22 protein-coding genes and 1 riboswitch are annotated in these 26,972 nt (G+C 73.9%); of the genes, 12 read left to right on the plus strand and 10 right to left on the minus strand.

The annotated features are described in order from the left end of the window. Positions 1–61: 61 nt before the first annotated feature. Entirely contained in the window at positions 62–484 is a 423-nt protein-coding gene (locus HFV08_RS15255) for a MerR family transcriptional regulator (RefSeq protein WP_168539766.1), read from the plus strand. On the opposite strand, the gene HFV08_RS15260 is transcribed toward HFV08_RS15255, so the two are convergent. The 3 genes from HFV08_RS15260 to HFV08_RS15270 all read right to left on the minus strand — a co-directional run bounded on the left by HFV08_RS15260 (position 447) and on the right by HFV08_RS15270 (position 2,390). Next, entirely contained in the window at positions 447–761 is a 315-nt protein-coding gene (locus HFV08_RS15260) for a DMT family transporter (RefSeq protein WP_168539768.1), read from the minus strand. The genes HFV08_RS15255 and HFV08_RS15260 overlap by 38 nt on opposite strands. Positions 762–771: 10 nt before the next feature. Continuing rightward, positions 772–834, minus strand: a riboswitch (guanidine-III (ykkC-III) riboswitch). 145 nt (positions 835–979) lie between these two features. Then, a complete protein-coding gene (locus tag HFV08_RS15265) occupies positions 980–1,867 on the minus strand; it encodes a hypothetical protein (protein WP_168539770.1) in 888 nt (295 codons plus the stop codon). 1 nt (position 1,868) lies between these two features. Further along, the gene (locus HFV08_RS15270) at positions 1,869–2,390 is read right to left on the minus strand and encodes an RNA polymerase sigma factor (protein WP_168539772.1); all 522 of its coding nucleotides are present in this window, start codon (positions 2,388–2,390) and stop codon (positions 1,869–1,871) included. A 259-nt stretch (positions 2,391–2,649) separates the two neighbouring features. Between HFV08_RS15270 and HFV08_RS15275 the strand changes: the two genes are divergently transcribed. Together HFV08_RS15275 and pepN are read left to right on the plus strand one after the other, a co-directional pair. After that, positions 2,650–3,678, plus strand: coding sequence for an aspartate-semialdehyde dehydrogenase (locus HFV08_RS15275; RefSeq protein WP_168539777.1), 1,029 nt, complete (start codon positions 2,650–2,652; stop codon positions 3,676–3,678). 305 nt (positions 3,679–3,983) lie between these two features. Further along, complete coding sequence (pepN, locus tag HFV08_RS15280; RefSeq protein ID WP_168539779.1) at positions 3,984–6,575, plus strand: aminopeptidase N; 2,592 nt, start codon at positions 3,984–3,986, stop codon at positions 6,573–6,575. A 363-nt stretch (positions 6,576–6,938) separates the two neighbouring features. Here pepN and HFV08_RS15285 read toward each other — a convergent pair whose 3' ends face one another. The 4 genes from HFV08_RS15285 to HFV08_RS15300 all read right to left on the minus strand — a co-directional run bounded on the left by HFV08_RS15285 (position 6,939) and on the right by HFV08_RS15300 (position 10,844). Next, positions 6,939–7,178, minus strand: coding sequence for a hypothetical protein (locus tag HFV08_RS15285; protein WP_040253556.1), 240 nt, complete (start codon positions 7,176–7,178; stop codon positions 6,939–6,941). Between the two features lie 20 nt (positions 7,179–7,198). Beyond that, on the minus strand, positions 7,199–9,469 hold the full coding sequence (gene malQ, locus HFV08_RS15290; protein ID WP_168539781.1) for a 4-alpha-glucanotransferase: 2,271 nt from the start codon (positions 9,467–9,469) through the stop codon (positions 7,199–7,201). A gap of 17 nt (positions 9,470–9,486) precedes the next feature. Beyond that, positions 9,487–9,759, minus strand: coding sequence for a hypothetical protein (locus tag HFV08_RS15295; protein WP_040253554.1), 273 nt, complete (start codon positions 9,757–9,759; stop codon positions 9,487–9,489). 548 nt (positions 9,760–10,307) lie between these two features. Beyond that, the gene (locus HFV08_RS15300) at positions 10,308–10,844 is read right to left on the minus strand and encodes an HNH endonuclease (protein WP_040253551.1); all 537 of its coding nucleotides are present in this window, start codon (positions 10,842–10,844) and stop codon (positions 10,308–10,310) included. Positions 10,845–11,175: 331 nt separating this feature from the next. Between HFV08_RS15300 and HFV08_RS15305 the strand changes: the two genes are divergently transcribed. The 8 genes from HFV08_RS15305 to HFV08_RS15340 all read left to right on the plus strand — a co-directional run bounded on the left by HFV08_RS15305 (position 11,176) and on the right by HFV08_RS15340 (position 23,853). Continuing rightward, entirely contained in the window at positions 11,176–12,237 is a 1,062-nt protein-coding gene (locus HFV08_RS15305; RefSeq protein ID WP_168539783.1) for a mechanosensitive ion channel family protein, read from the plus strand. A 510-nt stretch (positions 12,238–12,747) separates the two neighbouring features. Then, entirely contained in the window at positions 12,748–14,211 is a 1,464-nt protein-coding gene (locus HFV08_RS15310) for a GlnX family signal transduction membrane protein (protein ID WP_168539785.1), read from the plus strand. Between the two features lie 134 nt (positions 14,212–14,345). After that, positions 14,346–15,266: a glutamate ABC transporter substrate-binding protein gene (locus HFV08_RS15315; protein WP_168540033.1), complete on the plus strand. Its 921-nt coding sequence runs from the start codon at positions 14,346–14,348 to the stop codon at positions 15,264–15,266. A gap of 155 nt (positions 15,267–15,421) precedes the next feature. Further along, positions 15,422–16,738, plus strand: coding sequence for a coiled-coil domain-containing protein (locus HFV08_RS15320; RefSeq protein WP_168539787.1), 1,317 nt, complete (start codon positions 15,422–15,424; stop codon positions 16,736–16,738). Next, positions 16,735–19,281: a serine/threonine-protein kinase gene (locus tag HFV08_RS15325; RefSeq protein ID WP_168539789.1), complete on the plus strand. Its 2,547-nt coding sequence runs from the start codon at positions 16,735–16,737 to the stop codon at positions 19,279–19,281. The genes HFV08_RS15320 and HFV08_RS15325 overlap by 4 nt, the downstream gene beginning before the upstream one ends. Positions 19,282–19,284: 3 nt before the next feature. Continuing rightward, positions 19,285–20,703 (plus strand): PP2C family protein-serine/threonine phosphatase, encoded by a 1,419-nt coding sequence (locus HFV08_RS15330; RefSeq protein ID WP_168539791.1) that lies wholly within the window; start codon positions 19,285–19,287, stop codon positions 20,701–20,703. 63 nt (positions 20,704–20,766) lie between these two features. After that, positions 20,767–22,110: a vWA domain-containing protein gene (locus HFV08_RS15335; protein ID WP_168539793.1), complete on the plus strand. Its 1,344-nt coding sequence runs from the start codon at positions 20,767–20,769 to the stop codon at positions 22,108–22,110. Positions 22,111–22,224: 114 nt separating this feature from the next. Further along, the gene (locus HFV08_RS15340; RefSeq protein ID WP_168539795.1) at positions 22,225–23,853 is read left to right on the plus strand and encodes an FHA domain-containing protein; all 1,629 of its coding nucleotides are present in this window, start codon (positions 22,225–22,227) and stop codon (positions 23,851–23,853) included. Between the two features lie 291 nt (positions 23,854–24,144). Here HFV08_RS15340 and HFV08_RS15350 read toward each other — a convergent pair whose 3' ends face one another. Further along, positions 24,145–25,158: a methyltransferase domain-containing protein gene (locus tag HFV08_RS15350; RefSeq protein WP_168539797.1), complete on the minus strand. Its 1,014-nt coding sequence runs from the start codon at positions 25,156–25,158 to the stop codon at positions 24,145–24,147. 195 nt (positions 25,159–25,353) lie between these two features. Between HFV08_RS15350 and HFV08_RS15355 the strand changes: the two genes are divergently transcribed. Then, on the plus strand, positions 25,354–25,767 hold the full coding sequence (locus HFV08_RS15355) for a globin (protein ID WP_040253533.1): 414 nt from the start codon (positions 25,354–25,356) through the stop codon (positions 25,765–25,767). Between the two features lie 36 nt (positions 25,768–25,803). Here HFV08_RS15355 and HFV08_RS15360 read toward each other — a convergent pair whose 3' ends face one another. Together HFV08_RS15360 and HFV08_RS15365 are read right to left on the minus strand one after the other, a co-directional pair. Further along, the gene (locus HFV08_RS15360; protein WP_168539799.1) at positions 25,804–26,526 is read right to left on the minus strand and encodes a DUF8185 domain-containing protein; all 723 of its coding nucleotides are present in this window, start codon (positions 26,524–26,526) and stop codon (positions 25,804–25,806) included. Then, positions 26,523–26,969 carry an acyl-CoA thioesterase gene (locus HFV08_RS15365; protein WP_040253527.1) on the minus strand — a complete coding sequence of 149 codons (447 nt, stop codon included), beginning with the start codon at positions 26,967–26,969 and terminating at the stop codon, positions 26,523–26,525. The genes HFV08_RS15360 and HFV08_RS15365 overlap by 4 nt, the downstream gene beginning before the upstream one ends. Between the last annotated feature and the right edge of the window lie 3 nt (positions 26,970–26,972).

A 26,972-nucleotide genomic window follows, 5' to 3' on the forward strand; every position in this document is an offset into this window, starting at 1 on the left:
CCTCACGGATTACGCTAGGACCTGACGTCGACGTGAGGGTCAAGGGCCGAGGGGAGGCACCATGCGCATCGGTGAACTGGCCGCCAGGACGGGTGTCAGCGTCCGGGCGCTGCGCTACTACGAGGAGCAGAGCCTGCTCGGCGCGGAACGCAGCGCCGGCGGGCAGCGGCGGTACCCGGAGAGCGCGGTCGAGCGCATCCGGCTGATCCAGCAGCTCTACGCGGCGGGCCTGTCGAGCAGGACGATCGTCGAGCTCCTGCCCTGCGTCGTCGACGGCAACGCCACCCCGGAGCTGCTCGACCGGCTCGCCTCGGAACGGGACCGTATCGACCGACAGATCGCCGACCTGCTCGGCACCCGGGACCGGCTCGACTCCGTCCTCGGCGGCGCCGCCCGGAACCTGCGTACGGGTCAGCCCTGCCAAGGGCGGGCCGACGCCGCCGGGCTCAGTGGGCGAGCTTCAGACCCGCCACGCAGCCGATGATCCCCGCGAGCAGCAGGATCTTCAGCACTCCGGCGGGCTCCCCCTCGAAGAGCATCGCGTACGTGGCGGTGAGGACCGCGCCGATGCCCACCCAGACCGCGTAGCCGGTTCCCACCGGCAGCGTCCGCAGGGCGTGGGCGAGGCCCGCCATGCTGAGCGCCAGGCCGACGGCGAACACCGCGGTGGGGAGCGGGCGGCTGAAGTTCCCGGACTTCCCCAGGGCTGTCGCCCAGACCGCTTCGAGCATTCCGGACAGCACCAAGATGACCCACGCCATGACAGCTCCTCGGGCACCGTCTTGTCGTGTGCTGGGTACGGCGCGCTCGTCCAGGAGCCGATCGGGGCTCTGCGACCATCCTCGCACGCACCGCCCGGACCGCGCATCGGCACCGGACCGTCCCGCCCACTCCCCCTGCAACTCCCCCTGAGTCGCAGGCACTTCGGCTGCGTACGGGGAGATCGGGTCCAGCGGGCGGCTCCATGGGCGGGGGCGGCTCAGGACGTGTGGCCCGGCCCCCCGCAGGAGATGCCCTCGGTCTTCCGGGCCTTCGGCAGCGCGGCCTCGATCCACGCGCGGTCCTCGTCGACCCGGCTGCCGGTCGACCAGATGTCGGGTGTGGCCGCGCCCCGGGGGATCCCGATGAGCGCGTGGTCGCCGACGCGCAGCCGCGGGGAGGAGTCCACCCCCATCGCGAACGAGACCCGGGGCTTGCCGCGCTCCGGCTTGTAGTAGCGCTCGGCCGCCAGGACCACCCGCTCCTCCAGGCCGCCCGGGACCGGCGTCACCTCCAGGACCGTGCCCTCGACGATCAGTGCGGCGCAGGCGACGTACCCCTCGGGGCTCAGGTCCCCGCCCGCGGATCCCCCGTCCCGGTCCGACGGCCGCTCCGCACCCGGGGCGCTCGCCTCCGGCTGCCGGGCGCCCGCCGCGTCGTCCGCGCCCTCGCGGTCACCGCCGCCGAGGGTGGTGAGGCCGGCCGCGCCGAGCACCACGGCGGCCGAGGCGGCGGCCAGCCCGAGGACCAGGCGCCGGGTGCGGCGCCCGGGGGCGTGCGCGCGCGAGGGCGCGGAGAGCTCCCGCCCACCGGCACCGGCATCCGCACCCGCACCCGCACCCGCACCCGCACCCGCACCCGCACCCGCACCAGGAGACGCACCAGGAGACGGGGACGGTGTGGCCGCCGTGCCCGTCAGTTCCTCCGCCAGGGTCGCCAGGCCCTCCCGCAGCAGGGCGAGGTCGGCCACCGCCCGCGCGTGCTCGGCCCTGAAGCCCGCGTCGTCCCGGACCTCGGCGGACAGCGGCTCCCCGAAGAGCGCGGCCCTCAGCGGATCGGCCGCGAAGGCCGCGTCGCCCCCGTGCGCGGGGCTGCCGTTCCCGGTCATGTCACACCACCTCGTCCTCGTGCAGTCGTACGCGCAGGGCCCGTACCGCCGCGTGCAGGCGGCTCTTCACGGTGCCCTCGGGCAGGTCCAGCTCCTCGGCGATGCTGCGCACCGGCAGGTCGGCGTAGAAGCGCAGGACCACCACCTGGCGCTGGAGGTCGGTGAGCGCGTCGAGGCCGCGGGCGACGGCCAGCGAGAGCAGGCTGCGCTCGTCGGCGGCGGGCTGCTGCTCCTGACGGAGCGCGGCCAGGCGTTCGCCGAGCCCCTCCTGCCGCCTGCGGGCCCGGTGCCAGTCCATCGCCAGGTGGGAGGCGACGACCGCGGCCCAGGCCGAGACGTCCCGGGGCGCTTCGAGGCCGCGGGCGGCCCGCTCCAGGAGCCGCAGCCTGACCTGCTGCACCCCGTCGGGCACCTCCGACCGCGGGACCCCGCCGAGCACCAGCACGGCCCGTACCCGGTTCTCCTGGGCGGCGTCGAGCGGATCCGCCTCCCGCTCCGCCTCCCGGCCCTTCCCCCAGCGCAATGCGCCACCCCTCCCCCTGCGTGCTTTCCCCCGTGCGTCCCTCCTACGACGCGGCAGGCGGCCGGAACGTTCGCGCAGCGGCCCGGGAAATTCCGCACGGGGGTGAATCGCAGGAGAACCCCCCGTCGAGCCCGGCGTGCCGAAGGTCACGTGTCCCAGGGACCGGACAATGGATTGGACAAGTCGGCGCAGGACATACGCATCATGGACACGTACGAAGGCCCAGTTCGCGGGCCCGGGCCGCAGAGAAGGAGTCCCCGTGAGGGTCGGAATCGTCGGAGCCACCGGTCAGGTCGGCACAGTCATGCGCGGGATCCTCCAGGAGCGGGACTTCCCGGTCGAGGAGCTGCGGCTGTTCGCCTCCTCGCGTTCGGCGGGGTCGACGATCGACTGGAAGGGGCTCCCGGTCACCGTCGAGGACGCGTCCACCGCGGACTACTCGGGGCTGGACATCGTGCTCTTCTCGGCGGGCGGCGCGACCTCGAAGGCGATCGCCGAGAAGGTCGCCGCCCAGGGCCCGGTCGTGATCGACAACTCCTCGGCCTGGCGCCGCCACCCCGAGGTGCCGCTGGTCGTCTCCGAGGTGAACCCGCACGCGGCCGCCGACCGCCCGAAGGGCATCATCGCCAACCCGAACTGCACCACCATGGCCGCGATGCCGGTGCTGCGCCCGCTGCACGCCGAGGCCGGGCTCGAAGCCCTGGTCGTCGCCACCTACCAGGCGGTCTCCGGTTCCGGTCTCGCCGGTGTCGCCGAGCTGCACGGCCAGGCGCAGAAGGTCACCGCCGAGGCCGACCGGCTGACCCACGACGGCGAGGCGGTGGAGTTCCCCGAGCCGAACGTCTATCAGCGGCCCATCGCCTTCAACGTCCTGCCGCTCGCGGGCAGCATCGTCGACGACGGCTCCTTCGAGACCGACGAGGAGCAGAAGCTGCGCCACGAGTCGCGCAAGATCCTGGAGATCCCGGAGCTGAAGGTCTCCGGCACCTGCGTCCGGGTGCCGGTCTTCTCCGGCCACTCGCTCCAGGTCAACGCCCGCTTCGCCCGGCCGCTGAGCGTCGAGCGCGCCCAGGAGCTGCTCGCGGGCGCCCCCGGCGTCGCCCTCTGCGAGATCCCGACCCCGCTGGAGGCCGCGGGCAAGGACCCCTCGTACGTCGGCCGTATCCGCGCCGACGAGACGGTCGAGAACGGCCTCGCGCTCTTCCTCTCCAACGACAACCTGCGCAAGGGCGCCGCGCTCAACGCGGTGCAGATCGCGGAGCTGGTCGCGGCGGAGCTGAAGGGCTGAGGCCCCGGCTCCCGCGCCTGCCGGGCCGCCACTCCCCGCGCGGGGGTGGCGGCCCGTCGCGTACCGGCCCGGCGGTGCATCGGCCCGTCGGTGTATCGGCCCCGGGGTGCGTCCCGGACCGGGGCGCAGCGGGTGCCGCGGTGCGTCATGAGTCCCGCCCGTTCGGGTACGCCCCTGTTCACCGGCCCTATGGGGACATCGTCTTGGAGGGTGTCCGCGTGGAAGGATGGCCGGAACGTCACCTGTGACGGACCCGACCCCGAACGAACGACGCTCTGAAGAAGACGCATCGAGGAGATGACCGCGTGCCCGGCACCAATCTGACCCGTGAAGAGGCGCAGCAGCGGGCGAAGCTGCTCACCATTGACTCGTACGAGATCGATCTCGACCTCTCGGGTGCGCAGGAGGGCGGGACCTACCGGTCGGTGACCACCGTCCGCTTCGACAGTGCCGAAGCCGGGGCCTCCTCCTTCATCGACCTGGTCGCGCCCGCCGTGCACGAGGTGGTCCTCAACGGCGCGGCCCTGGACCCCGCCGCGGTCTTCGCCGACTCCCGGATCGCCCTCGCGGATCTGCAGGAGGGCGGCAACGAGCTGCGGGTGGTCGCCGACTGCGCGTACACCAACACCGGTGAGGGACTGCACCGCTTCGTCGACCCGGTGGACGAACAGGCCTATCTGTACACGCAGTTCGAGGTGCCGGACGCGCGGCGGGTGTTCGCCTCCTTCGAGCAGCCGGACCTCAAGGCGACCTTCCGGTTCACCGTGCGGGCGCCCGAGGGCTGGACGGTGATCTCCAACTCGCCGACCCCCGAACCGGCCGACAACGTCTGGGCGTTCGCGCCGACGCCGCGCATCTCCTCGTACATCACCGCGCTGATCGCCGGGCCCTACCACGCGGTGCACAGCAGCTACGAGAAGGACGGCCAGTCGGTGCCGCTGGGCCTCTACTGCCGCCCCTCGCTGGCCGAACACCTCGACGCGGAGGCCATCTTCGCGGTCACCCGGCAGGGCTTCGAGTGGTTCCAGGAGAAGTTCGACTACGCCTACCCCTTCGCCAAGTACGACCAGCTCTTCGTGCCGGAGTTCAACGCGGGCGCGATGGAGAACGCGGGCGCGGTGACCATCCGCGACCAGTACGTCTTCCGCTCGAAGGTCACCGACGCCGCCTACGAGGTGCGGGCCGAGACCATCCTGCACGAGCTGGCGCACATGTGGTTCGGCGACCTGGTCACCATGGAGTGGTGGAACGACCTGTGGCTGAACGAGTCGTTCGCCACCTACACCTCCGTCGCCTGCCAGGCGCACGCCGCCGGCAGCCGCTGGCCGCACGCCTGGACCACCTTCGCCAACTCGATGAAGACCTGGGCCTACCGGCAGGACCAACTGCCGTCCACGCACCCGATCATGGCCGAGATCAACGACCTCGACGACGTCCTGGTCAACTTCGACGGCATCACCTACGCCAAGGGCGCCTCGGTGCTCAAACAGCTCGTCGCCTATGTCGGCATGGACGAGTTCTTCAGCGGCGTGCAGGGCTACTTCAAGCGGCACGCCTTCGGCAACACCCGTCTCTCCGACCTGCTCGGCGCCCTGGAGGAGACCTCGGGCCGGGACCTGGCCACCTGGTCGCAGAAGTGGCTGCAGACCGCGGGCATCAACGTCCTGCGCCCCGAACTCGCCACCGACGAGGAGGGCGTGCTCACCTCCTTCGCGGTACGGCAGGAGGCCCCCGCGCTGCCCGCCGGCGCCAAGGGCGAGCCGGTGCTCCGCCCGCACCGCATCGCGATCGGCCTCTACGACCTCGACGAGGCGAGCGGCAAACTGGTGCGCCGCGAGGGCGAGTCGGGCCGGATCGAGCTGGACGTGGACGGCGAACTCACCGAGGTCCCGCAGCTGGTGGGCGTCCGCCGCCCCGCGGTGATCCTGCTCAACGACGACGACCTCTCGTACGCGAAGGTCCGCCTCGACGAGGAGTCGCTGCGGGTGGTCACCGCGCACCTCGGCGACTTCGCGGACTCCCTGCCGCGCGCGCTGAGCTGGGCCTCCGCCTGGGACATGACCCGCGACGGCGAACTGCCCGCGCGCGCCTACCTCGACCTGGTGCTCGCCGGGGTGGCCAAGGAGTCCGACATCGGCGTGGTGCAGTCGCTGCACCGCCAGGTCAAGCTCGCCCTGGACCTCTACGCGGACCCCAACTGGCGGGAGACCGGCCTCGCCCGGTGGACCGAGGCGACCCTCGCGCATCTGCGCGGCGCCGAGGCGGGCAGCGACCACCAGCTCGCCTGGGCCCGCGCCTTCGCGGCCACCGCCCGCACCCCCGAGCAGCTGGACATCCTGGAGCAGCTCCTCGACGGCACCGACACCGTCGAGGGCCTGGTGGTCGACACCGAGCTGCGCTGGGCCTTCGTGCAGCGGCTCGCCGCGGTGGGCCGCTTCGACGAGCCGGAGATCACCGCCGAGTACGAGAAGGACCGCACCGCGGCGGGCGAGCGGCACGCGGCCACGGCCCGTGCCTCCCGGCCCACCGACGAGGCGAAGGCGGAGGCCTGGGCCTCGGTGGTGGAGTCGGACAAGCTCCCCAACGCGGTGCAGGAGGCGGTCATCGCGGGCTTCGTCCAGACCGACCAGCGCGAGCTGCTCGCCCCGTACACCGAGCGCTTCTTCTCGGTGGTGAAGGACGTCTGGGAGTCGCGTTCGCACGAGATGGCCCAGCAGATCGCGATCGGCCTCTACCCGGCGGTCCAGGTCGAGCAGCCCACCCTGGCGGCCACCGACGCCTGGCTGGAGTCCGCCGGGCCGAACGCGGCGCTGCGGCGGCTGGTCTCGGAGTCCCGCTCGGGCGTGGAACGCGCGCTGCGGGCCCAGGAGGCGGACGCGGCGGCGAGCGCCCGCTGAACGCATCCGGCCGTGACGGCAGGACGCGGCCATGGCGGCATGGCGTGGCCATGGCGGCAGGACGCGGTGATGTCGGCAGGACGCGGCCGTGACGGTTGAGAGGTGAGACGGGCGGCCCCCGCGCTGGGGGCCGCCCGTCGGCGTCCGGGAGGGAGGGCTCTCGGCGAGGGCCCGGCGGCGGGGCGGAGGGCCCGGCCGGAGAATCGGCCCGTGCGCCTCCGGATCGGCGCTTACGCATCCGGATGGGCCCGTCCGGGTCCGGGTCCAAGTCCGGATCCGGACCGGCCCGCGAGCATGCCGAGGGCGTGGCCCGTACCCGAGCTGGGGTACGGGCCACGCCCTCGGTCGGTCACACGGCGCGGATCAGCTCTGCTTCTGCTGCTTGCGGGACTTGTCGCCCACCATCACCAGTCCGGCGATCACCAGGAAGAGCACGAGCGGCGCGGCCACGAAGAGGCCCAGCGTCTCCACCACGCTCAGCTTGGCGCCCGGGTCGTCGCCGTCGTCCGGGGTGGCAGCGAGCGCGGGGGCCGTCATCAGCAGCATCATCAGCGTCGTACCGGCGGTCAGGGCTCCGGCGCGCAGGGCGTTCTTCTTGTCCACGGGCCCAACGTAGCGAATGGCTAGAGCACTCGCGCGTCCGGGGGTACCGATCGGGGCCCCGGGGAGGCCTCCGGGGAGCGGAAGACGTCGATGAGGGAGTAGAGGCGGGAGGAGGCGGCCAGCTCCTCCAGGGTGACCGGCCTGCCCTGGTCGTCGGCGATCGGCAGGCGCCAGTTGGGGTACGCGTCCGAGGTGCCGGGGACGTTCTGCGGGCGGCGGTCGCCGACGGCGTCCGGCAGCCAGACGCCGACCAGGCGGGCCGGGGTGCGGCGCAGATAGCGGTGCACCGCGCGGATCTCGTCCTCCTCGTCGCCCGCCCCGGCCGGGAGCAGCCCGAGCCGCGCGAAGACGGCCAGCCACTGCGCGACCTCGGTGGCCTCGGCCTCCTGGGCCTCTTCGTCCGCCCGGGCCTCGCTCTCGGCCTCCTGGGCTTCGCTGTCAGCCGCCCGGGCTTCGCTGTCAGCCGCACGAGCCTCGCCGTTCGCGTCGGCCGCGTCGGCGGCCGGGTCCGGTGGCGGTGCCGGGGCCGCCGTCGCGGGCGGGCCCGCCTCGTCGCCGTGACCCGTGGTGCCGCCCGACTCCGGTCCGTCCAGGCCGAGTTCGCGGCGCAGCCGGACGTGGTCGCCGCTGAGCCGGGCCGCGGTGGGCGGCAGGTCGTGGGTGGTGGCGGTGGCCAGGCAGTCCGCGCGCCACTCCTCGGGGGCCAGCGGGCGCCCGGAGCCCCGGTAGTCCCGCTCGAACCAGAGCACCGAGGTGCCGAGCACCCCACGCCGCTGGAGCGTCTCGCGCACGCCGTCCTCGACGGTGCCGAGATCCTCGCCGATCACCAGGGCGTCCGCTCGGTGCGCCTCCAGGAGCAGCACGGCGAGCATCGCCTCGGCGTCGTAGCGGACGTAGGTGCCCTCGGTGGGCGGCTGCCCCGCGGGCACCCACCACAGCCGGAACAGGCCCATCACATGGTCGATGCGCAGCGCGCCCGCGTGCCGCAGCAGGGCGCGCAGCAGCCGGCGGTACGGGGCGTAGCCGCTCTCCGCGAGCCGGTCGGGGCGCCAGGGCGGCAGCCCCCAGTCCTGGCCGCGGGCGTTGAAGGCGTCCGGCGGTGCCCCGATCGACATGCCCTCGGCGAAGTAGCGCTGCTGCGCCCAGGTGTCGGAGCCGGAGGGGTGGACGCCCACCGCGAGGTCGTGCACGAGGCCCACCGCCATGCCCGCCTCCCGGGCGGCGCGCTGGGCGGCGGCGAGCTGGCAGTCGGTCAGCCAGGCGAGCAGGCAGTGGAAGTCGACGCGGTCCCGGAGTTCGCCGCGCAGCCGCCCGGTCCCGGTGGAGCGGGGGTCGCGCAGCTCCTCGGGCCAGCCGCGCCAGTCGCTGCCGTGCACCTCGGCGAAGGCGCAGAAGGTGGCGTGGTCCTCCAGGGCGCGGCCTTCGAGGGCGAGGTAGTCGCAGTAGGCGGCGCGGCGGCCCGGCCCCTGGGGCACCGCGGCCACGAGGGCGAGGGCCTGCTCCTTGAGCTCCCGGACGGCGTCCCGGTCGATCAGCTTCCCCTCGCCGAGGACTCCTTCCCGCAGCGCCGCCGCCCGCCGCAGCAGTTCCTCGGCCGCCGCGCGCTGCTCGCCGCGCAGCTGGGCGTATTCGGGGATGTCCTCGATGCGCAGATGGACGGGGTCGGGGAAGCGGCGGGTGGAGGGCCGGTACGGGGAGGGGTCGGAGGGCGCTCCGGGCAGGGCCGCGTGCAGCGGGTTGACCTGGAGGAAACCGGCGCCGAGGTCGCGGCCCGCCCAGGAGGCGAGTTCGGCCAGGTCGCCGAGGTCGCCCATGCCCCAGGAGCGGGCGGAGAGCAGCGAGTAGAGCTGGACGAGCAGTCCGTAGGTGCGGGCGTGCGGCGCGGGCGCGCGCTCCGGCGCCACGATCAGCCGGGCCTCGGCGCGGCGCCCGTCGGCGGCCTCGGCGTCGAGGCGGTGCACTCCCGGCGGCAGCCCGGTGGTCTCGGCCCGGGTCTCGCCCTGCTTGGTGGTGACCCGCAGCCGGGTGCCGGGCGGCAGCCGGTGCAGCGCCTCGGCCTGCCCGGCCTCCTCGGTGCCCCAGCAGACCACGGTCGGGGGCAGCAGCCGCTCCCGGTCCTCGGCCTCCCGTACGGCGAGCGCCCGGCGGACGGCCCCGGGGGTGCTCGCGTCCACGCCGAGCGCGGCGAGCGCGGCGATCACGGTGGACTCCGGCACCGGAACGTCCCGGCCGGGTGAGGGCGAGTAGGAGGTGGCGACGCCGTGGAGCGAGGCGAGCCGGGACAGCGGCATCGGGTCTCCCGTGAGGTCTAGGCTCCCGTGGACTCCGGCCCGGCCGCGGTGGCGTTGGCGGTCGGCTCGCTGGTGAGGGGAAGTACGTCGGCGAGCGGGGGCTCGCTGGTCAGCGGGGCCGCGTCGGCGAGCGGGGGCTCGCTGGTCAGCGGCAGCTCCGCGAAGGACCCCTCGGAGGTGAAGAGCGCGGCGTCGTCGAGGGCGGAGGCGGGTTCGGGGACCACGGTCAGGGGCCGGGTCCCGCTGCGTTTGGACAGGGCGGTGGGCAGGACATGCGCTGAAGCGGCCACGGTGGGCTCCTTGCGGTTGGGCGGAGAGTGCGGGGTGCGAGGCTCGGAAGCCCGGCGTCCGGTATCCGGATCGTCGCGTCCCGATGACAGCAAGCTCTACCCAGTGAACTCCAACCCAGACATCTTCGCCCCACCAACGTGACGCTGCCCACAGTCCGGCTCCCCGCCGCCCCGCGCCCGGACGGCCGGGCGGCCCGCCGTGGCGGGGCCGGGGCCTGGCCAGGCGTACGTACGGTCGTCGGGTGACCGCGGAGGGGTGCTACCCGATCGGGTGGTTGCGGAGGGGGTGGGGCGTGGGTGCGGGTGGGGCGCGTCCGGGGGTGCGGGTGCGCGGACAGTGCGCCTGGGATTGTCGGTCCCTGGACTGTCGGTCCCGGGATTGTCGGTCCCGGGATTGCCGGTCCCTGGACCGCGGATCCTGGGACCGGCGATCCCAGGGTCCCCGCTCCTATGACTGACGATCCCGGGAGCGGCGGGCCGGTCCCCCTGACCGGTGATTGCAGACCGGCCCCGGAACCCGCCCGAGAAGCCGGTCCAGGACCGGGCCCTCAGGCCGAGACCCCCTCGATCCGCGCCAGCGCGTCCTGCGCCCCGTACGGCTGGAGATAGGGCAGCCAGCTCGGGTCGCGGTGCCCCGTGCCGATGATGCGCCAGGCCAGGCCGGTCGGCGGGGCGGGCGGGTGCCGCAGCCGCCAGCCGAGTTCGCGCAGGTGGCGGTCGGCCTTGACGTGGTTGCAGCGGCGGCAGGAGGCGACGACGTTGTCCCAGACGTGCTGACCGCCGCGGCTGCGCGGGATCACGTGGTCGACGCTGGTGGCGGCCTGACCGCAGTACATGCACCGGCCGCCGTCGCGGGCGAACAGGGCGCGCCGGGTGAGCGGAACGGGCCCCCGGTAGGGGACCCGCACGAACCGCTTGAGCCGGACCACACTGGGTGCGGGCACGGTGCGGCTTGCGCTGTGCAGGAAGGCGCCGGATTCCTCAAGGCAGATGGCCTTGTTCTCCAGGACGAGGACGAGCGCGCGGCGGAGCGGTACGACGCCGAGCGGCTCGTACGACGCGTTGAGGACCAGGACATGCGGCACGTAGGCCTCCTTGTACGCCGGCGGCGCGTGGCTCGCGCCGGGACGATCTGCAGTCAGTCTCTCCTCATGCCTGGTCGGAGCGCCACCATGTACCCGTAACGGGCACGGAGTGTTTTGCCCCACACCGGCCTTCCGGCCCGCCTCCCGGCGCGGCCGTGCGAAGGCCCAGGGTGAGCACATCTTTTCCCGGTTCTCCCCCGCCTTCCTCCCCGAAACCGCCCACCGATCCGCACACGATGCCCCGTTAGTGTGGTTGGTGCTGCCCGTACGGCTTCACCTCGTGAAGACTGCCGGACCGTACGGGCGGGCAGCTGATCTGGAGGTTCCCGCCGTGTTCTCGTCCGTCCTTGCCGCCACCGGCACCGATGACCGCTCCGGCTCCTTCGGGAACACCCCGAACCGGGTGAACGAGGCCGCGGGCTGGTTCCAGGACAACTGGTCGCAGTGGCTCGCCGTGAGCCTGCGGATCCTGCTGATCGTGATCGTCGCCGCGGTGCTGCGGGGCGTGGTCCGGCGCGCGATCACCCGGCTGATCGACCGGATGAACCGCACCGTGCAGGCCGTGGACGGCACCGCGCTCGGCGGCCTGCTCGTCAACGTCGAGCGGCGCAGGCAGCGTTCCCAGGCGATCGGCTCGGTGCTGCGCTCGGTGGCCTCCTTCCTGATCCTCGGCACCGCCGCGCTGATGATCATGTCGACCTTCGAGATCAACCTCGCCCCGCTGCTCGCCTCCGCGGGCGTCGCGGGCGTGGCGATCGGCTTCGGCGCCCGCAACCTGGTCACCGACTTCCTCTCCGGCGTCTTCATGATCCTGGAGGACCAGTACGGCGTCGGGGACAGCATCGACGCGGGGGTGGCCTCCGGCGAGGTCATCGAGGTCGGCCTGCGGGTCACCAAGCTGCGCGGCGACAACGGCGAGATCTGGTACGTGCGCAACGGCGAGGTCAAGCGGATCGGCAACCTCTCCCAGGGCTGGGCCACCGCCGGGGTCGACGTCACCGTCCGCCCGGACGAGGACCTGGACCGGGTGAAGGCCGCCCTGACCGAGGTCGGCGAGCAGCTGGCCAAGGACGAGCCGTGGAACGAGCGGCTGTGGGGCCCGGTGGAGGTGCTCGGCCTGGACAGCGTGCTGCTCGACCAGATGACGGTGCGCCTGTCGGCGAAGACCATGCCGGGCAAGTCGCTGGGCGTGGAGCGCGAGCTGCGCTGGCGGGTCAAGCAGGCCTTCGACCGGGCGGGGATCCGCCTCGTCGGCGGGCTGCCCGCGCAGGCGGAGCCCGAGGCCGACGACCCCTCCGCCGGTGTGGCCGCGCCCTCGGCCTACGCCTCGGCCACCTCACCGCAGTCGGTCGCGGCCTCGCCGATCGTGCCGCCGCCCAACCTCTCCAAGTAACCGCGTAACCGCCGCACGACGCGCGGGAGCGCCGCGGGCCCAGGGCACCGGCGCTCCTCGGCACATGGGCCCCCTGGACACCCGCCCCCTCGGCGCCTGAACCTCTCGACGCCCGCACCCCGCGCCCGCCCCCCTCGGCTCCGGCCCGCTCCGGCGCTTCCCTCCCCTCCCTCAACTCCCTTGATCTCCCCGGCCGTCCGGCCCGCTCCGGCCGCCCCGAAGCCCCTCACCACCGGCCCCCGCGACACACCCTTTCCGGTCAAAGCGCCCCAGGACGGCGCCGGTCGGGTCACCACCGGCGCATCCGGCGCCACCCGGGAACCGATGTGCCCGCGCGTACGTGTACAAGTGCGGAGGCGGTGCGCCGGAGGGAGCCGGGGGCGCCGTCGCCGTATCAAGATCGTGGAACGCTGGTGTGGATGTCGGTCCCTGCGGCCATACTTGCGCCCGTGCACCTCTTGTCCCGGACCGGGCGGAGGTGACCGCGAGACGACCGAGGGGGAGGCACAGGTGACACACCCGCCGAACGGCAGCGCCGCGCCGCCGGTCCCGGCGCCGCCTGCCATGCCCGCCGTACCGCCGCAGCAGGCGCCCGCCGGGCCGCCGGGTGCCGCGCCCGGCACCCCGCCGCCGGGGCCGGGGCGGCGCACGGCCTGGGCCGAGGGCGTCGAGCGGCTGCGCGCCGCGGCGACCACCGAGCCGGGGCGGCTGCGCATCATCGGCGCCGTACTCGCCCTGCTCGTGGTGGTGTTCGGCGCGGTGACCGCCTGGGAGACCTCGGCCCGTTCGGCGGCCGCCGACGACGTGCTGCACCGCAGTCAGCGGCTCAGCAGCGACGCGGCGGACATCTACCGCTCCCTCGCGGACGCCAACACCGCGGCCTCCAGCGGCTTCCTCGCGGGCGGCCAGGAACCGGCCGCGGTGCGCGAGCGCTACGACCGGGACATCGAGCGGGCCTCGGAGAAGCTGGCGCGGGCCGCCTCCAGTTCGGGCGCGGACAGCGGCTCGGCCGACGCGATAGCCGAACTCAACCAGCTGCTCCCGCAGTACACCGGTCTGATCGAGCGGGCCCGCGCCAACAACCGCGAGGGCCTGCCGCTGGGCGGCGCCTACCTGCGGTACGCGAACGACCGGATGCAGCGCGAGATGCTCCCGGCCGCCGAGAAGCTCTACACCAGCGAGAACGAGCGGCTGCGCGGCGACTACGACGACGCGACCCCGTATCCGTGGCTCTCCCTCGCCCTCGGGGTCCTCGCCCTCGGCGCGCTGGGCTGGGCGCAGCACCGCAACTACCGCCACACCAACCGGGTGTTCAACCACGGCCTGCTCGCCGCGACCGCCGCGGCCACGGTGGCCGTGCTGTGGCTGGCGGTCGGGCACAGCGTGGCCCGCTCCGGCCTCGACGACTCCTACGACGGCGGGGTGCGCTCCCTGAAGGTGCTCAACGACGCGCGCATCGCCGCCCTGAAGGCCCGCGGCAACGAGAACCTGACGCTGGTCAGCCGGGGCGCCGAGACCGTCACGGTCAAGGACAGGTCGCAGGACAAGTTCGACTTCGACTACCAGAAGCAGATCAGGAGCCTCGGCGACGCGGAGTCCGGACTCCTCGGCGAGGCGGCCCGGCTCGCCGACGACAGGGACGGCGACGAGCCGGTGGCGAAGGCGGCCGACGGACTGCGCGCCTGGACCGAGCGCCACACCCTGGCCCGCGAGAGGGACGACACCGGCGACTACGAGGGCGCGCTGGAGAAGGTCATCGGCGCCGACGACAAGGACCCCACGGGCGAGTCCTTCGACCAGGTGGACCGCGCGCTCGGCGAGGCGGTCGCCCATGAGCAGCGGCAGTTCACCGGCGCGGCCGAGGACGGGCGCGGCGCGATGACCGGTCTGACGGTCGGCATCGCGCTGCTCGCGGTGCTCGGCGCGGCGGCGGCGGTGCTCGGCATCGGGCGCAGGCTTTCGGAGTACCGGTGAGAGGGGACACTGTGGGCGGGGCACAGCGGGCCCCCGGGCCAGGAGGCAGGCGTACCGGCGGAGTTGAGGAGTGTGGCGTGACAAGGCGGCGAGCCGTTCTCGGGGGGCTGCGCGGCTGGGGCGGGGTGGCCGCGATGGCGGTGGCCATCGTGCTCACGGCCGTGTTCGTCCTGCTGCCGGTGCTCCACTCCCGCGGCCAGGAGAGCGGCGCGAGCCCCGGCGGACCGGGGGTGGCGAAGGCCAGGCCCGCGGCCGACAACTGCAAGGATCCCGAGGCCAGCGTGCGCCCGTCCGGCGGGAGCGGGCCCGAGATCGAGAAGATCAAGGACCGCGGCCGGCTGGTGGTCGGCGTCGACCAGAACAGCTACCGCTGGGGCTACCGCGACCCGAACAAGCCCGGCGGCGACCTGGAGGGCTTCGACATCGACCTGGTCCACGAGATCGCGGAGAAGATCCTCGGCGACCCGGACAAGGTCCAGTTCCGCGCCATCCCCACCAACCAGCGCATCCCCGCGATCCAGAGCGGGGACGTCGACATGGTGGTGCGCACCATGACGATCAACTGCGAGCGCATCGAGGACGTCGACTTCTCCACCGCCTACTTCGAGACCGGCCAGCAGGTCCTCGCGCCGAAGAACTCGGAGATCACCGGCTACGACGACTCGCTCTCCGGCAAGAAGCTGTGCCTGGCGGCCGGTTCGACCGCACAGGCCGCCCTGAAGAAGGAGAGCTACGGCGCGGACCTCTCCACCACGGTGCCCAACCAGCTCGACTGCCTGGTCCGGCTCCAGCTGGGCGAGGTCGACGCGATCGTGACGGACGGCGCGCTCGGCGCGGGCCAGGCCGCCCAGGACCCGACGATCGAGCTGAAGGGCGAGCCCTTCACCGAGGAGTTCTACGGCGTGGCCATGAAGAAGGGCGCCACCAAGCTGGTCGCCCGGGTCAACCAAGTGCTCGTGGACTACCGGAAGAACGGCTGGAAGTCCTCGTACGACGCATGGCTGGCCGCGGACCTGGGCAAGTCCAGCGGGCCGCCCGCGGCCAAGTACCGCTGACCGCAGGAGGAGAGCCGGGCGCCGGACAGGACAGACAGGGAGGAGACAGCCGGGAGAGGAACCCGGCCCGGTGCAGTACGCGGAGCCCCGGACCGCAGCAGATGTGCTCCACAGCAGGACTCGATGTGACCCACACAGGACTCAAGAGGTGATCGATGGGCGTCGCGGGACCCCCCGGGCCGGTGATGGACCGGGACGAGGTGGACCGTGCGCTGGCGCGACTCGGCGCCGAGCACGAAGCCGTGGAGACCTCGCTCCTTTCGCTGCAGGACCATGCCGGGCGCAGACTGCTCGAAGGCGCCGAGCTGACCGGCGTCACGGCGGAGCGCTGGGCCGAGGCGGACTCCTCGATCACCCTCCTCTGGTCGTACTTCGACGCCTATACGGCCGCCCTGCACGAGGCCCGCTCGCTGCGCGCGGGCAAGCGCTGGCTGAGCCAGGAGGCGCTGGCCGAGCTGACCGAGCGGCTGCGCGGCGCCAGTGTGACGGTGCCCGGCGCGACCGGGGCGGTGGCCGCGCGGCTCACCGGCTCCCAGTCGCTGAGCGAGAGCTTCACCCTGGGGCAGCTCGTCGACCGGATGAACAAGCTGTACGCGCACTCCCTGGACATGGTGGTCGCCGCGGACGCCGTCTGGTCGGCGCTGCCCGCCCGGATAGACCTGCTCTCCGCGGAGCTCCAGCGCACCCTCAGCCTCGCCAACTCCGTCGGGGTGCGCCCCGGCGAGCACCCGGCCGGTGACGACCTGGCGCGCATCGCCCGTACGCTCACCAGGCTGCGCGCCCAGGTGATCAGCGACCCGCTGGCCTTCTGGCAGTCCGCCGGGGGCAGTTCGGCGCCCGGCGGCGGGCGCCCCGACACCGAGCGCTACGACCGCGAGGCGCGTGCCCTGGAGGATGTGCGCCGCGAGATCGAGGCGGTGCTCGCGGTCCGCCAGGACGCCGAGGCCCGCCTGCACGGGCTGCGCGACGTGCTCTCCCGCGCCGACCGCACCCTCGCCGAGGCCCGCACCGCGCGCGGCGAGGTGCTCGCCAAGATCGCCGCCTTCGAGGTGCCCGCGGTCTCCGGGCCGCCCACCGCGCTGCACGAGCAGCTGGCGACGGCCGCCGAGTACCGCAGGCACGCCCAGTGGAACCGCCTCTCCCCGCTGCTCGACTCCCTGGAGGCCAAGGCGGAGGACGAACTCCTGCGCGCCCGCGAGTCGTTGACCGCGGTGACCGCCCCGCTGGCGGTGCGGGCGGAGCTGCGCGGCCGCCTGGACGCGTACAAGGCGAAGGTCGCCCGGCTCGGCCACGCGGAGGACCCGCTGCTCCTGGAGCGCTACGACACCGCTCGCCGGATGCTGTGGAGCGCGCCCTGCGATCTGCGCGCCGCCGAGGCCGCGGTGCGGCGCTACCAGCAGGCGGCGGCCGAGGCGCTGACGCCGCGGGTCCCCGAACAGGGCGGACCCACCGACTCCAGGGGGGACTCATGAGCGGACAGTCGTGCCAGCGGCCCGGCTGCCCCGGCGCCTACGAGGACATGGGCGGCGGTGAGCTGTACTGCGACACCTGCGGCCTGGCCCCGGTCGTCTCGCCCACCGGCATGGTCAACTCCCCTTCCACGGGGATGACTTCGGGCGGGGAGGGCGGCCAGGGCTCGGCGGGCAGCTCCCGGTCCTCCGCGCAGTCGGCGCGCTCCTCGCGCTCCTCGCGGTCCTCGACCTCCCGCCGCTCGGTCTCCGGCCGCCTCTCGCGTTCGGTCTCCGGGCGGAGCTCCTCGCGTTCGGTCTCGGTGCGCAGTTCGGGCACCTCCGGCGCCTCCTCCTCCGGGCGCGGGCGGCTCGGCGCCGGGCTGGTGCAGGTGCCGGACGTGCCGCGGCCCGATCCGCGCGCGATGGTCCAGCAGAACCCGGAGGTCCCCGAGCGCAAGCGGTTCTGCTCGCGCAGCGACTGCGGTGCCCCCGTGGGCCGCTCCCGCGGCGAACGCCCCGGGCGCACCGAGGGCTTCTGCACCAAGTGCGGCCACCCGTACTCCTTCGTGCCCAAGCTCGGTCCCGGCGACATCGTGCACGGCCAGTACGAGGTGGTGGGCTGCCTCGCGCACGGCGGGCTGGGCTGGGTGTACCTCGCCGTCGACCGCGCCGTCTCCGACCGCTGGGTGGTCCTCAAGGGCCTCCTGGACACCGGGGACCAGGACGCGATGGCGGCGGCGATCTCCGAGCGGCGCTTCCTCGCCGAGATCGAGCACGCCAACATCGTGCGGATCTACAACTTCGTCGAGCACCTCGACCAGCGCACCGGCTCCCTGGACGGCTACATCGTCATGGAGTACGTCGGCGGCAAGTCGCTGAAGGAGATCGCCAACCAGCGGCGCACCGCCGGCGGCAAGCGCGATCCGCTGCCGGTGGAGCAGGCCTGCGCGTACGGCATCGAGGCCCTGGAGGCGCTCGGGCACCTGCACAGCCGCAATCTGCTCTACTGCGACTTCAAGGTCGACAACGCCATCCAGACCGAGGACCAGCTGAAGCTGATCGACATGGGCGCGGTGCGCCGGATGAACGACGAGGAGTCGGCCATCTACGGCACGGTCGGCTACCAGGCCCCGGAGGTCGCCGAGGTCGGCCCCTCGGTCGCCTCCGACCTCTACACGGTGGCCAGGACGCTCGCCGTGCTCACCTTCGACTTCCAGGGCTACACCAACGTCTACGCCGACTCGCTGCCCGACCCCGACAGCATCGCGGTCTTCCGGGGCTACGAGTCCTTCTACCGCCTGCTCGTGCGGGCCACCGACCCCGATCCGGCACGGCGGTTCGCCTCCGCGCAGGAGATGGCCGAGCAGCTGACCGGCGTCCTGCGCGAGGTCGTCGCGCTCCAGTCGGGGCGGCCGCGGCCCTCGCTGTCCACCCTCTTCGGGCCGGAGACCAAGGTCACCGACACCGAGCTGTTCGGCGAGGCCGAGGCGGAGGTCTCCCGGCTCGGCCCGCGCCCGCTCACCGCCGGGCCCGGGCGCAAGCGGGCGGGCGCCGCGCTGCCGCCGGGCCCCGCCGCGCCCGCGCCGCCCGGCTCGCTGGTGAAGGCGCTGGACACCCCGGCGGCCTCGCTGGCGCTGCCGGTGCCGCGGGTGGACCCCGGCGACGCCAACGCGGGCTTCCTCGCCGGTCTGATGGCCTCCGCGCCCGCGGAGCTGCTCACCGCCCTGGAGGCGGCGCCGAACCCTTCGCTGGAACTGCGGCTGCGCGAACTGCGCGCCCGCCTGGAGATGGGCCAACTCGCCCCGGCCGCCGAGTCGCTGGCCCGCCTGGAGAGCGCCCACCCGGACGACTGGCGGGTGGTCTGGTACCGCGGCGTCGCCGCGCTCGCCACCGGCGACCGCGAGCACGCCGCCCTCTCCTTCGACGCGGTCTACGACGCCTTCCCCGGCGAACCGGCGCCGAAGCTGGCCCTCGGGGTCTGCGCCGAGGTCCTCGGCCAGCTCGACAACGCCGCCGAGTACTACCGCCTGGTCTGGACGACCGACCCCAGCTATGTCAGCGCCGCCTTCGGACTCGCGCGGGTGCAGCTCGCCGCGGGCGACCGGCGCGGCGCGGTGGCCACCCTGGAGTCGGTGCCGGAGTCCTCCATCCACTACACGGCGGCCCGGGTGGCGGCGGTACGGGCCAGACTGCGCCACCGGGTGGGCGCCCCGGAGCCCGCCGCGGGCCCCGGCAACGACGTGCCCTTCCTCACCGAACTCACCGCCGCCGCGGGCCAGGTGGAGGCGCTCGACGGCTACGGCCTGGACGCGCTGCGCCGCGAACGCCTGTCCACGGAGGTTCTGGGTACGGCGCTGGACTGGGTACTCTCCACGGGCCGGAGCGGCGCGGAGGCCGCGGGCGGTGCCCGCACCGTGCTGCTCGGCAGCGAACTGGACGAGCGCGGACTGCGGTTCGGTCTGGAGCGCTCGTACCGTACCCTCGCCCGGCTCGCGCAGCGGGGTGAGGAGAGGATCGAACTGGTGGAGCGGGCCAACCGCCTCCGCCCCCGGACGTGGGTGTGAGTGATGTCGCAGATCGACCAGCCGGCTGCCGGTGCGAACTGTCCGAACTGCGCGGAGCCGCTGGAGTCGGACGACAGATTCTGCGGTGCCTGCGGGCTGGACCTCGCGGCGCGCCCGGGCGGGCCCGGCGACCGGCCGACGGTCGCGCTGAGCACCCCGCCGGAGGGCACGGCCGTCCCAGTGCCCGCGGGCAGGGCCCCGGCCGAGGGCTCGGTGGACTGGCCCGAGGCGCCGGAGGTGGACAGCTCGGACCGTCCCGTGCCGGTGCACCACGGCAGTGAACTGCCCGGCACCGACTCCACCGGCATCGCCCTGCCCCGTACCGAGGAGGAGGCCCTGCGCCACGACGCCAGGGCCGGGGACGCCGGGAACCCCGAAAACGCTGCGGACGCCGCGCATACCGGGAACCCCGAGAACGCCGCGGACGCCGCGCACACCGGTGGCACCGACTACCCGCTCGCCGCGCCCGCGGCGGCCGATCCGCGGCTGGCCGTGCCCGCGGCCCCGGAGTCCGGCGGGGGCAGGGCCTGCGTGGCCTGCCGCCTCGGCCGGGTGGACAGTGACGGCTACTGCGAGAACTGCGGCCACGCCCAGCCCCGCGAACGCGACCACATGGAGCAGGAGTTGGGCGCCGTCGCCGCGGTGAGCGACCGCGGCCTGCGCCACCACCGCAACGAGGACGCCTTCGCCGTCTCCCGTACCGCCCTGCCGGACGGTTCGGAGGCGGTCGTCGCCGTGGTCTGCGACGGGGTGTCCTCGGCGACCCGGCCCGACGAGGCCTCGCTCGCCGCCTCCCGCGCGGCCAACGAGACCCTGCTCGCCGCGCTGCCCCGGGGCACCCACCCGCAGCAGGCGATGCACGAGGCGATCCTCGCCGCCTCCGGCGCGGTCAACTCGCTCGCCGCCCAGGGCGGGGTGCAGGTCGACCAGAACGCGCCCGCCTGCACCCTGGTGAGCGCGGTGATCGCCGGTGAACTGCTCACCGTCGGCTGGGTCGGCGACAGCCGCGCCTACTGGGTGCCGCTGGACCGTACGGCGCCCTCCGCGCGGCTCACCGAGGACGACTCCTGGGCCGCGCAGATGGTCGCCAACGGGCTGATGACCGAGGCCGAGGCCTACGCCGACGAGCGCGCCCACGCGATCACCGGGTGGCTCGGCGCGGACGCCTACGAGGTGGAGCCGCACATCGCCAGCTTCAAGCCCGACCGCCCCGGCACCGTGGTGGTCTGCACGGACGGGCTGTGGAACTACGCGGAGGCCGCCGAGGAGATGGCCCGCGTCCTCCCGGCGGACGCCGCCGAACGCCCCCTGCACAGCGCCCAGGTGCTCGTCGGGCACGCCCTGGACGGCGGGGGCCACGACAACGTAACAGTGGCGGTTCTGCCGTTCCCGCCCTCGGCGACGGGGGAAGTATCGGCCTGAGGCGCGGGATGTCCGGGCGAAACGGACAGCCAGGTGCCCGGATAACTAGGGGGAGCACGAAGGATGGCGAATTTCTCGAAGCCGATCGGCCCGCGGTTCTCGGTCGAGGTGTACCAGAACGAGTATCTGCCGGAGGGCGGCCGCGAGGTCAACGCGATCGTCACGGTGACCGCGACGGGCGGCGGCACGGTCGGCGGCGCGGTGAGCGCACCGGGGCTGTACGGCGCCGCCGCACCCGACGCCGCGGTGGCGATCATGGTGGACTGCTCGGGCTCCATGGACTACCCGTCCACGAAGATGCGCGGCGCCCGTGAGGCCACCGCCGCGGCGATCGACACCCTGCGCGACGGGGTGCGGTTCGCGGTGATCGCCGGTACGCACGTGGCCAAGGAGGTCTACCCGGGCGGCGGGGCGCTCGCGGTCGCCGACTCCCGTACGCGGGAGGAGGCGAAGGACGCGCTGCGGAGCCTCTCGGCGGGCGGCGGCACCGCCATCGGCACCTGGCTGCGGCTGGCCAAGGGGCTGCTCACCGGGGCCGAGGCGGCGATCCGGCACGGCATCCTGCTGACCGACGGACGCAACGAGCACGAGTCCCCGGAGGACCTGAAGGCCGCGCTCGACGACTGCGCCGGGAGCTTCACCTGCGACGCCCGCGGGGTCGGCACCGACTGGGAGGTCAAGGAGGTCACCGGCATCGCCTCCGCGCTGCTCGGCTCGGCCGACATCGTCGCCGACCCGTCCGGTCTGCGCGAGGACTTCACGCGGATGATGGAGCAGGCGATGGGCAAGGAGATCGCGGATGTCGCGCTGCGTCTGTGGACCCCGCTCGGCTCCGAGATCCGCTTCGTCAAGCAGGTCGCCCCGACCGTGGAGGAACTCACCGACCGCCGCGCCGAGGCGGGCCCGCGCGCGGGCGACTACCCCACCGGCTCCTGGGGCGACGAGTCCCGCGACTACCACCTCTGTATCGAGGTGCCGGACGCGGCGATCGGCCGGGAGATGCTCGCCGCCCGGGTCTCGCTGGTGATCACGGAGGCCGACGGCGGCGTCCAGACGCTCTCCCAGGGGCTGGTACGCGCGGTGTGGACCGACGACATGGCGGCCTCCACCTCGCTCAACCCCCAGGTCGCGCACTACACCGGCCAGGCCGAGCTGGCGGACGTCATCCAGCGCGGGCTCGAAGCACGCAAAGCGGGCGATCTGGACGGCGCGACCGCCAAGTTGGGGCGCGCGGTACAGCTCGCGAGCGCCTCCGGGAACGCGGATACGGCCAAGCTCCTGGCGAAGGTGGTGGACGTGGTGGACGAAGCGACGGGTACTGTGCGACTGAAGGCGAAGGTCGCCGACTCCGACGAAATGACCTTGGAGACCCGGTCGACAAAGACCGTCCGCGTCAAGAAGTCTTAGCGTCGACGCAGTGGCACGGCCGGGAGGACCGGCCACCGGCCACCTGCCGCAGACGACGCGGACGTCCACAGGAACCGGCCCGCGGGCCGGAGAAGGAAAGGGGGAGGCGCCACCATGCCGACCTGCCCGAACGGACACCAGTCGGGTTCCGACGACTGGTGCGAGGTCTGCGGTCACCGCATGGCCGGAGCCGTACCGCCTCCCCCGCCCCCGCCACCACCCGGCGGCACCTACGGCTACCCGCAGCCCGGCGCCGGCTACGGCTACCCGGGCCCCGGCGGCCCGGGAGGCCCGCCGCCGCCACCCGGCGCGGGGGGTCCGCCGCCGCCTCCCGGCGCGGGCGGACGGCCGCACCTCTCGGCCGTACCCGACCCGGCCCCCGAGCCCCAGCTGTGCCCGCAGTGCCGCACCCCGCGTGAGGGCGGAGCGCCCTTCTGCGAGGAGTGCCGCTGGAACTTCCTCACCAATACGGCGACTTCGTACACCCCCGCGGCACCCAACTCACCGCTGCCCGGCGGCCCGGGTGGGCCCGGTCAGGGCGGCCACGGCTTCGGCGGGCCCGGCGGCCCGGGCATGCCTCCCGGCCCGCAGGGGGGCAACCCCTTCCCGCAGCAGGGCCCGCCGCCCGGCCAGGACGCGTACGAGTACCAGGGGTCACGCCCCTCACAGATGAACCGGCCTGCGGAACCGTTGCCTCAGGGGCCTGGCGGGCCTGGGCCCGGCGGACCCGGCGGACCTGGCGGACCGGGCGGACCTGGCGGGTACGGGTATCCCGGGCAGGGGGGACCGCAGGGGCCTGGTGGGCCCGGTGGGTTCCCGGGGCCCGATGGTCCTGGGGGATTCCCGGGGCAGGACGGACCCGGCGGGTTCCCGGGAACGGGTGGGCCGCAGGGGCCCGGCGGTCCCCACGGGCCTGGTGCGCCTGGCGGATTCCCGGGTCAGGGCGGACCGGGCGGGCCCGGGATGCCTCCGGGCGGGCCGCAAGGGCCTGGCGGTCCCCACGGGCCGGGGCAGAACGGGCCGGGGCAGCAGGGTCCGGGGCAGAACGGTCCCGGTCCCGGTCAGCACGGTGGCGGGCCGGAAGGGCCCGGAGGTCCGGGTGGTGGCGGGGCGCCGCAGGCGTTCCAGCAGCCGGGGCCGCCCCCTGCCTTCCCCCAGAGCGGGGACCGTCAAGGTGGCCCCCAGCCTCAGATGCCTCCAGGCCCGGCCTTCGGCGGCGAGGACGACTGGGTGCTCTCACCGCCCTCGGCCCCCGCGGGTGGCCCCGGCCCCGAGGGCTGGAACGGCCAGGGCGGCGCCCAGCAGACGCAGCCCCCGCAGGCGTACCCGGCGCCGGGCACCAACTGGTCGATCACCATCGGTCCCGACCGCGAGTACTTCATGGCGATGATGCAGCGTTCGGGTCCGGAGGCCGCGGGGCTCAACCTGCCCGCGTACTCCCCCGAACAACAGCGCCCGCTCACCGGCAACCAGATCACCATCGGGCGCCGGCGCCACTCGACGGGTGACACTCCGGACATCGACCTGTCGGTGCCGCCGGAGGACCCGGGCGTCTCGCATCAGCACGCGATGCTGGTGCAGCAGCCGGACGGTTCCTGGGCGGTCGTGGACCAGAACTCCACGAACGGCACCACGGTCAACGGCGGCGAGGAACCGATCCAGCCGTTCGTCCCGGTACCGCTGCAGGACGGGGACCGGGTGCACGTGGGGGCTTGGACGACGATCCGGGTTCGACGGGGCTGAGGTTGGGCCCGGGAGGCGGGTTCGGGGGATCCGGGGGTCCGGTGAGTCCGGCGGATCCGAGGCTCCGGTGAGCCCGGTGAGCCCGGTGAGCCCGGTGAGCCCGGTGAGCCCGGTGAGCCCGGTGAGCCCGGTGAGCCCGGTGAGTGGAGCCTAGACGGGAGCGTCGGGGAGTCGGGGCTGCCGGGGGCCGACAGGTGACGCCTGACAGATAACAGCTGACGGATATTGATATCTGTCATCCGTCATCTGTTACCCGTCACCTGTCATCTGCCACCAGCCTCCACCCCCACCTCACAACTGCCACCGATAAGCCCCCTCCGGATCATCCAGCCAAGCCCACTGCCGGTCCCCGTGCACGGTGATCCCGAAGCGTTCGCGTCGCGGTGCGCCCTCCGTCTCCCAGACCGCGAGGGCCTCCTCCGGGTCGAGGGCGCCCGCGCCGAGCGTGGCGAGGAAGCGGAACCCGTCGTCGCCGAGCACCCGCGGGGGCAGTCCCGAGAGCACCAGATCCCCGTCCGGGCGGGCGGTTCCGCGCAGCGGTACGAAGAAGGCCGAGGTCTCCAGGAAGCGGCCCTCCGCCTGGGCCGGCCCCTGCACGTCCAGCGCGATCAGGCCGGTGGACAGCGGCGCGAGGATCCGGGCACCCGGCGCGCACTGCCGGAGCCAGGGGCCGGGGATCGAGGCGAGGGTGCAGGTGGCGATGATGCGGTCGAAGGGGGCGCGCGGCGGGCAGCCGAGGAAGCCGTCGCCCGTCACCACCGCCGGTGCCCAGCCCGCGGCGGCGAGATGGCTCCGGGCGGACTCGGTGATCTCCGGATCGAGGTCCACCGTGGTCACCCGGTCCTCCCCCACCCGGGCGGCGAGCAGCGCCGCGTTGTACCCGGTACCGGCGCCGATCTCGAGCACCCGGTCCCCGTCCCGTACCCGCAGATCGGTGAGCATCCGGGCCATCAGGGAGGGCTGGCTGCTGGAGGAGAGGAGTTCGCCGTCCCTGATGCGGGTGGCGAGCGGGCCGTCCGTATAGGCGCCGCGTACCCAGCTCAGGCGGCGTTCGGGGTCCGGATCCTCGCCCCACAGCCGTTCGTAGCCTCCGACGACCCCGATGTAGTACCAGGGCACGAAGAGGTGGCGCGGCACCGAGGCGAAGATCTCCTGCCAGACCTCGTCCCCGTCGAAGGCGCCGCGCGCCGCGATCTGCCGGACGAGATCGGCGCGTGCCCGGTCCGCCTCGGCCTCCAGTCCCTGCTCGCGCAGGCCCGTCGCGTACGGCTGTGCGCGTTCGGTGTCCCCTCGCTGCTTGCCCATGACTCCACTGTCCTGCGGCGCCCCGCCCGAAGCGAGGCGCATCGCACGGAACACGGCATCATCGCCGGATCACCCGCGTCCGGCGGGGGTCACAGGGGGCTCACCCGGGGCTCATGCGGACCCGGATGTCCCCCGCGTACGGCCGGGCGGGCCCCGGTCCTAGGACCGGGGTCCTCGTTCACCGCATCTGAGACGATGGACGGTGTGAATGAGATTCCGCGCGGCACGCTTCAGGAGCAGACCTTCTACGAGCAGATCGGCGGCGAGGAGACCTTCCGGCGTCTGGTGCACCGTTTCTACGAGGGAGTCGCCGAGGACCCGATACTCCGGCCCATGTACCCGGAGGAGGACCTCGGACCGGCCGAGGAACGCTTCACGCTGTTCCTGATGCAGTACTGGGGCGGCCCGACCACCTACAGCCAGCACCGCGGCCACCCTCGGCTGCGGATGCGGCACGCGCCGTTCGCCGTCGACCGCGCGGCGCACGACGCCTGGCTGAAGCACATGCGGACCGCGCTCGACGAGCTGGGGCTCACCGAGGAGCAGGACCGCACCCTGTGGAACTACCTCACCTACGCCGCCGCCTCGATGGTCAACACGGCAGGCTGACCGGGGCTCTCCCGCCCCGCCGCCAGCCGTCCGGTCTCAGCCCGCCCGCCGCCCGCGCCCCTGCGCGGGCGTGACGCTGAGCTGCGCCGAGGATCCCGACCTGCGGACCGCGACGGACCCGTAGTCCGTACGGAGCCGCAGCCAGGGGCCGGTGGCGAGCAGGGCCAGTACCGGTTCGCGTCCCGGGGCGGCGGGACGCAGGAAGCCGAGGGAGTGGGCGGCGTGGGCGGCCCGCAGCGGGAGCCCGCCCTCGCCGAGGGAGCGGGACCAGAGGTCGTTGCCGATCCGGTCGAGCGCCTCGCGGGTGCGTTCCTCGGGCGCCAACTGCTCGGTGCGGGAACGGAATTCGGCGACGGCGGCGCCGACCGCCGCGCGGATCCGCTCGGGTGCGGGCAGCCCGGGCACCTCGCGCCAGCCGCCGCGCGGGGGCAGCACGCCCGCCCAGGACGGGCCGGTGACGGGCTGGGGCACCAGGGCCGTACCGGCCCCTTCGTCGATCCGCTCCAGGAGTTCGCCCGCGGAGGCGGTGAGGTCGAGGACCGCGTCGAGCCCGTGCTCGTACGGCTTCGCCAGGCGGGCCGTGCGGATGGCGAGCACCTCGAAGGAGGCCGGGCGGCCGAAGACGGCCAGGGTGGTCCCGGTGGCCTGGACGCGTACCGCCGCCGCCTTGTCGTAGTGGAGCAGGCGGGTCAGGAAGGCGGCGAGGTCCGCCGCCTCCCCGGTGTCGGCGAAGTGCACCGTGGGCCTGGGGGCCGTCATGCGGCTCGCGTCCCCGCGTCCTCGCCCGGCTCGGCCAGGTACTTGGTCAGGAAGGACTTCTCCTCCGCGCTGATCCGGCGCGGACGCTGGGTCTGGAGGTTGTACGGGACGACCAGCGTGGAGGCGCGGACGTAGATCTCCTCCGCGCCCTCCTCGTCCTTGATCTCGTAGGCGATGGTCAGCGAGGCCGCCGAGATCTTGGTGACCCAGGACTCCACGAGCACCGGCTCGTGCCGGTGGACGAGGGGCCGCAGGTAGTCGATCTGGTGGCGGGCCACCACGGAGCCGCCCGAGAACGAGGGCGAACCGTCGCCCGGCGCCAGCCGGAACATGAAGTCGATGCGGGCCTCCTCCAGATAGCGGAGGAAGACCACATTGTTGACGTGGCCGAAGGCATCCATGTCCGACCAGCGCAACGGGCAGCGGTAGAGGTGGCGCGCCACGAG

Source organism: Streptomyces physcomitrii, from assembly GCF_012273655.1.
Taxonomy (GTDB): domain Bacteria; phylum Actinomycetota; class Actinomycetes; order Streptomycetales; family Streptomycetaceae; genus Streptomyces; species Streptomyces physcomitrii.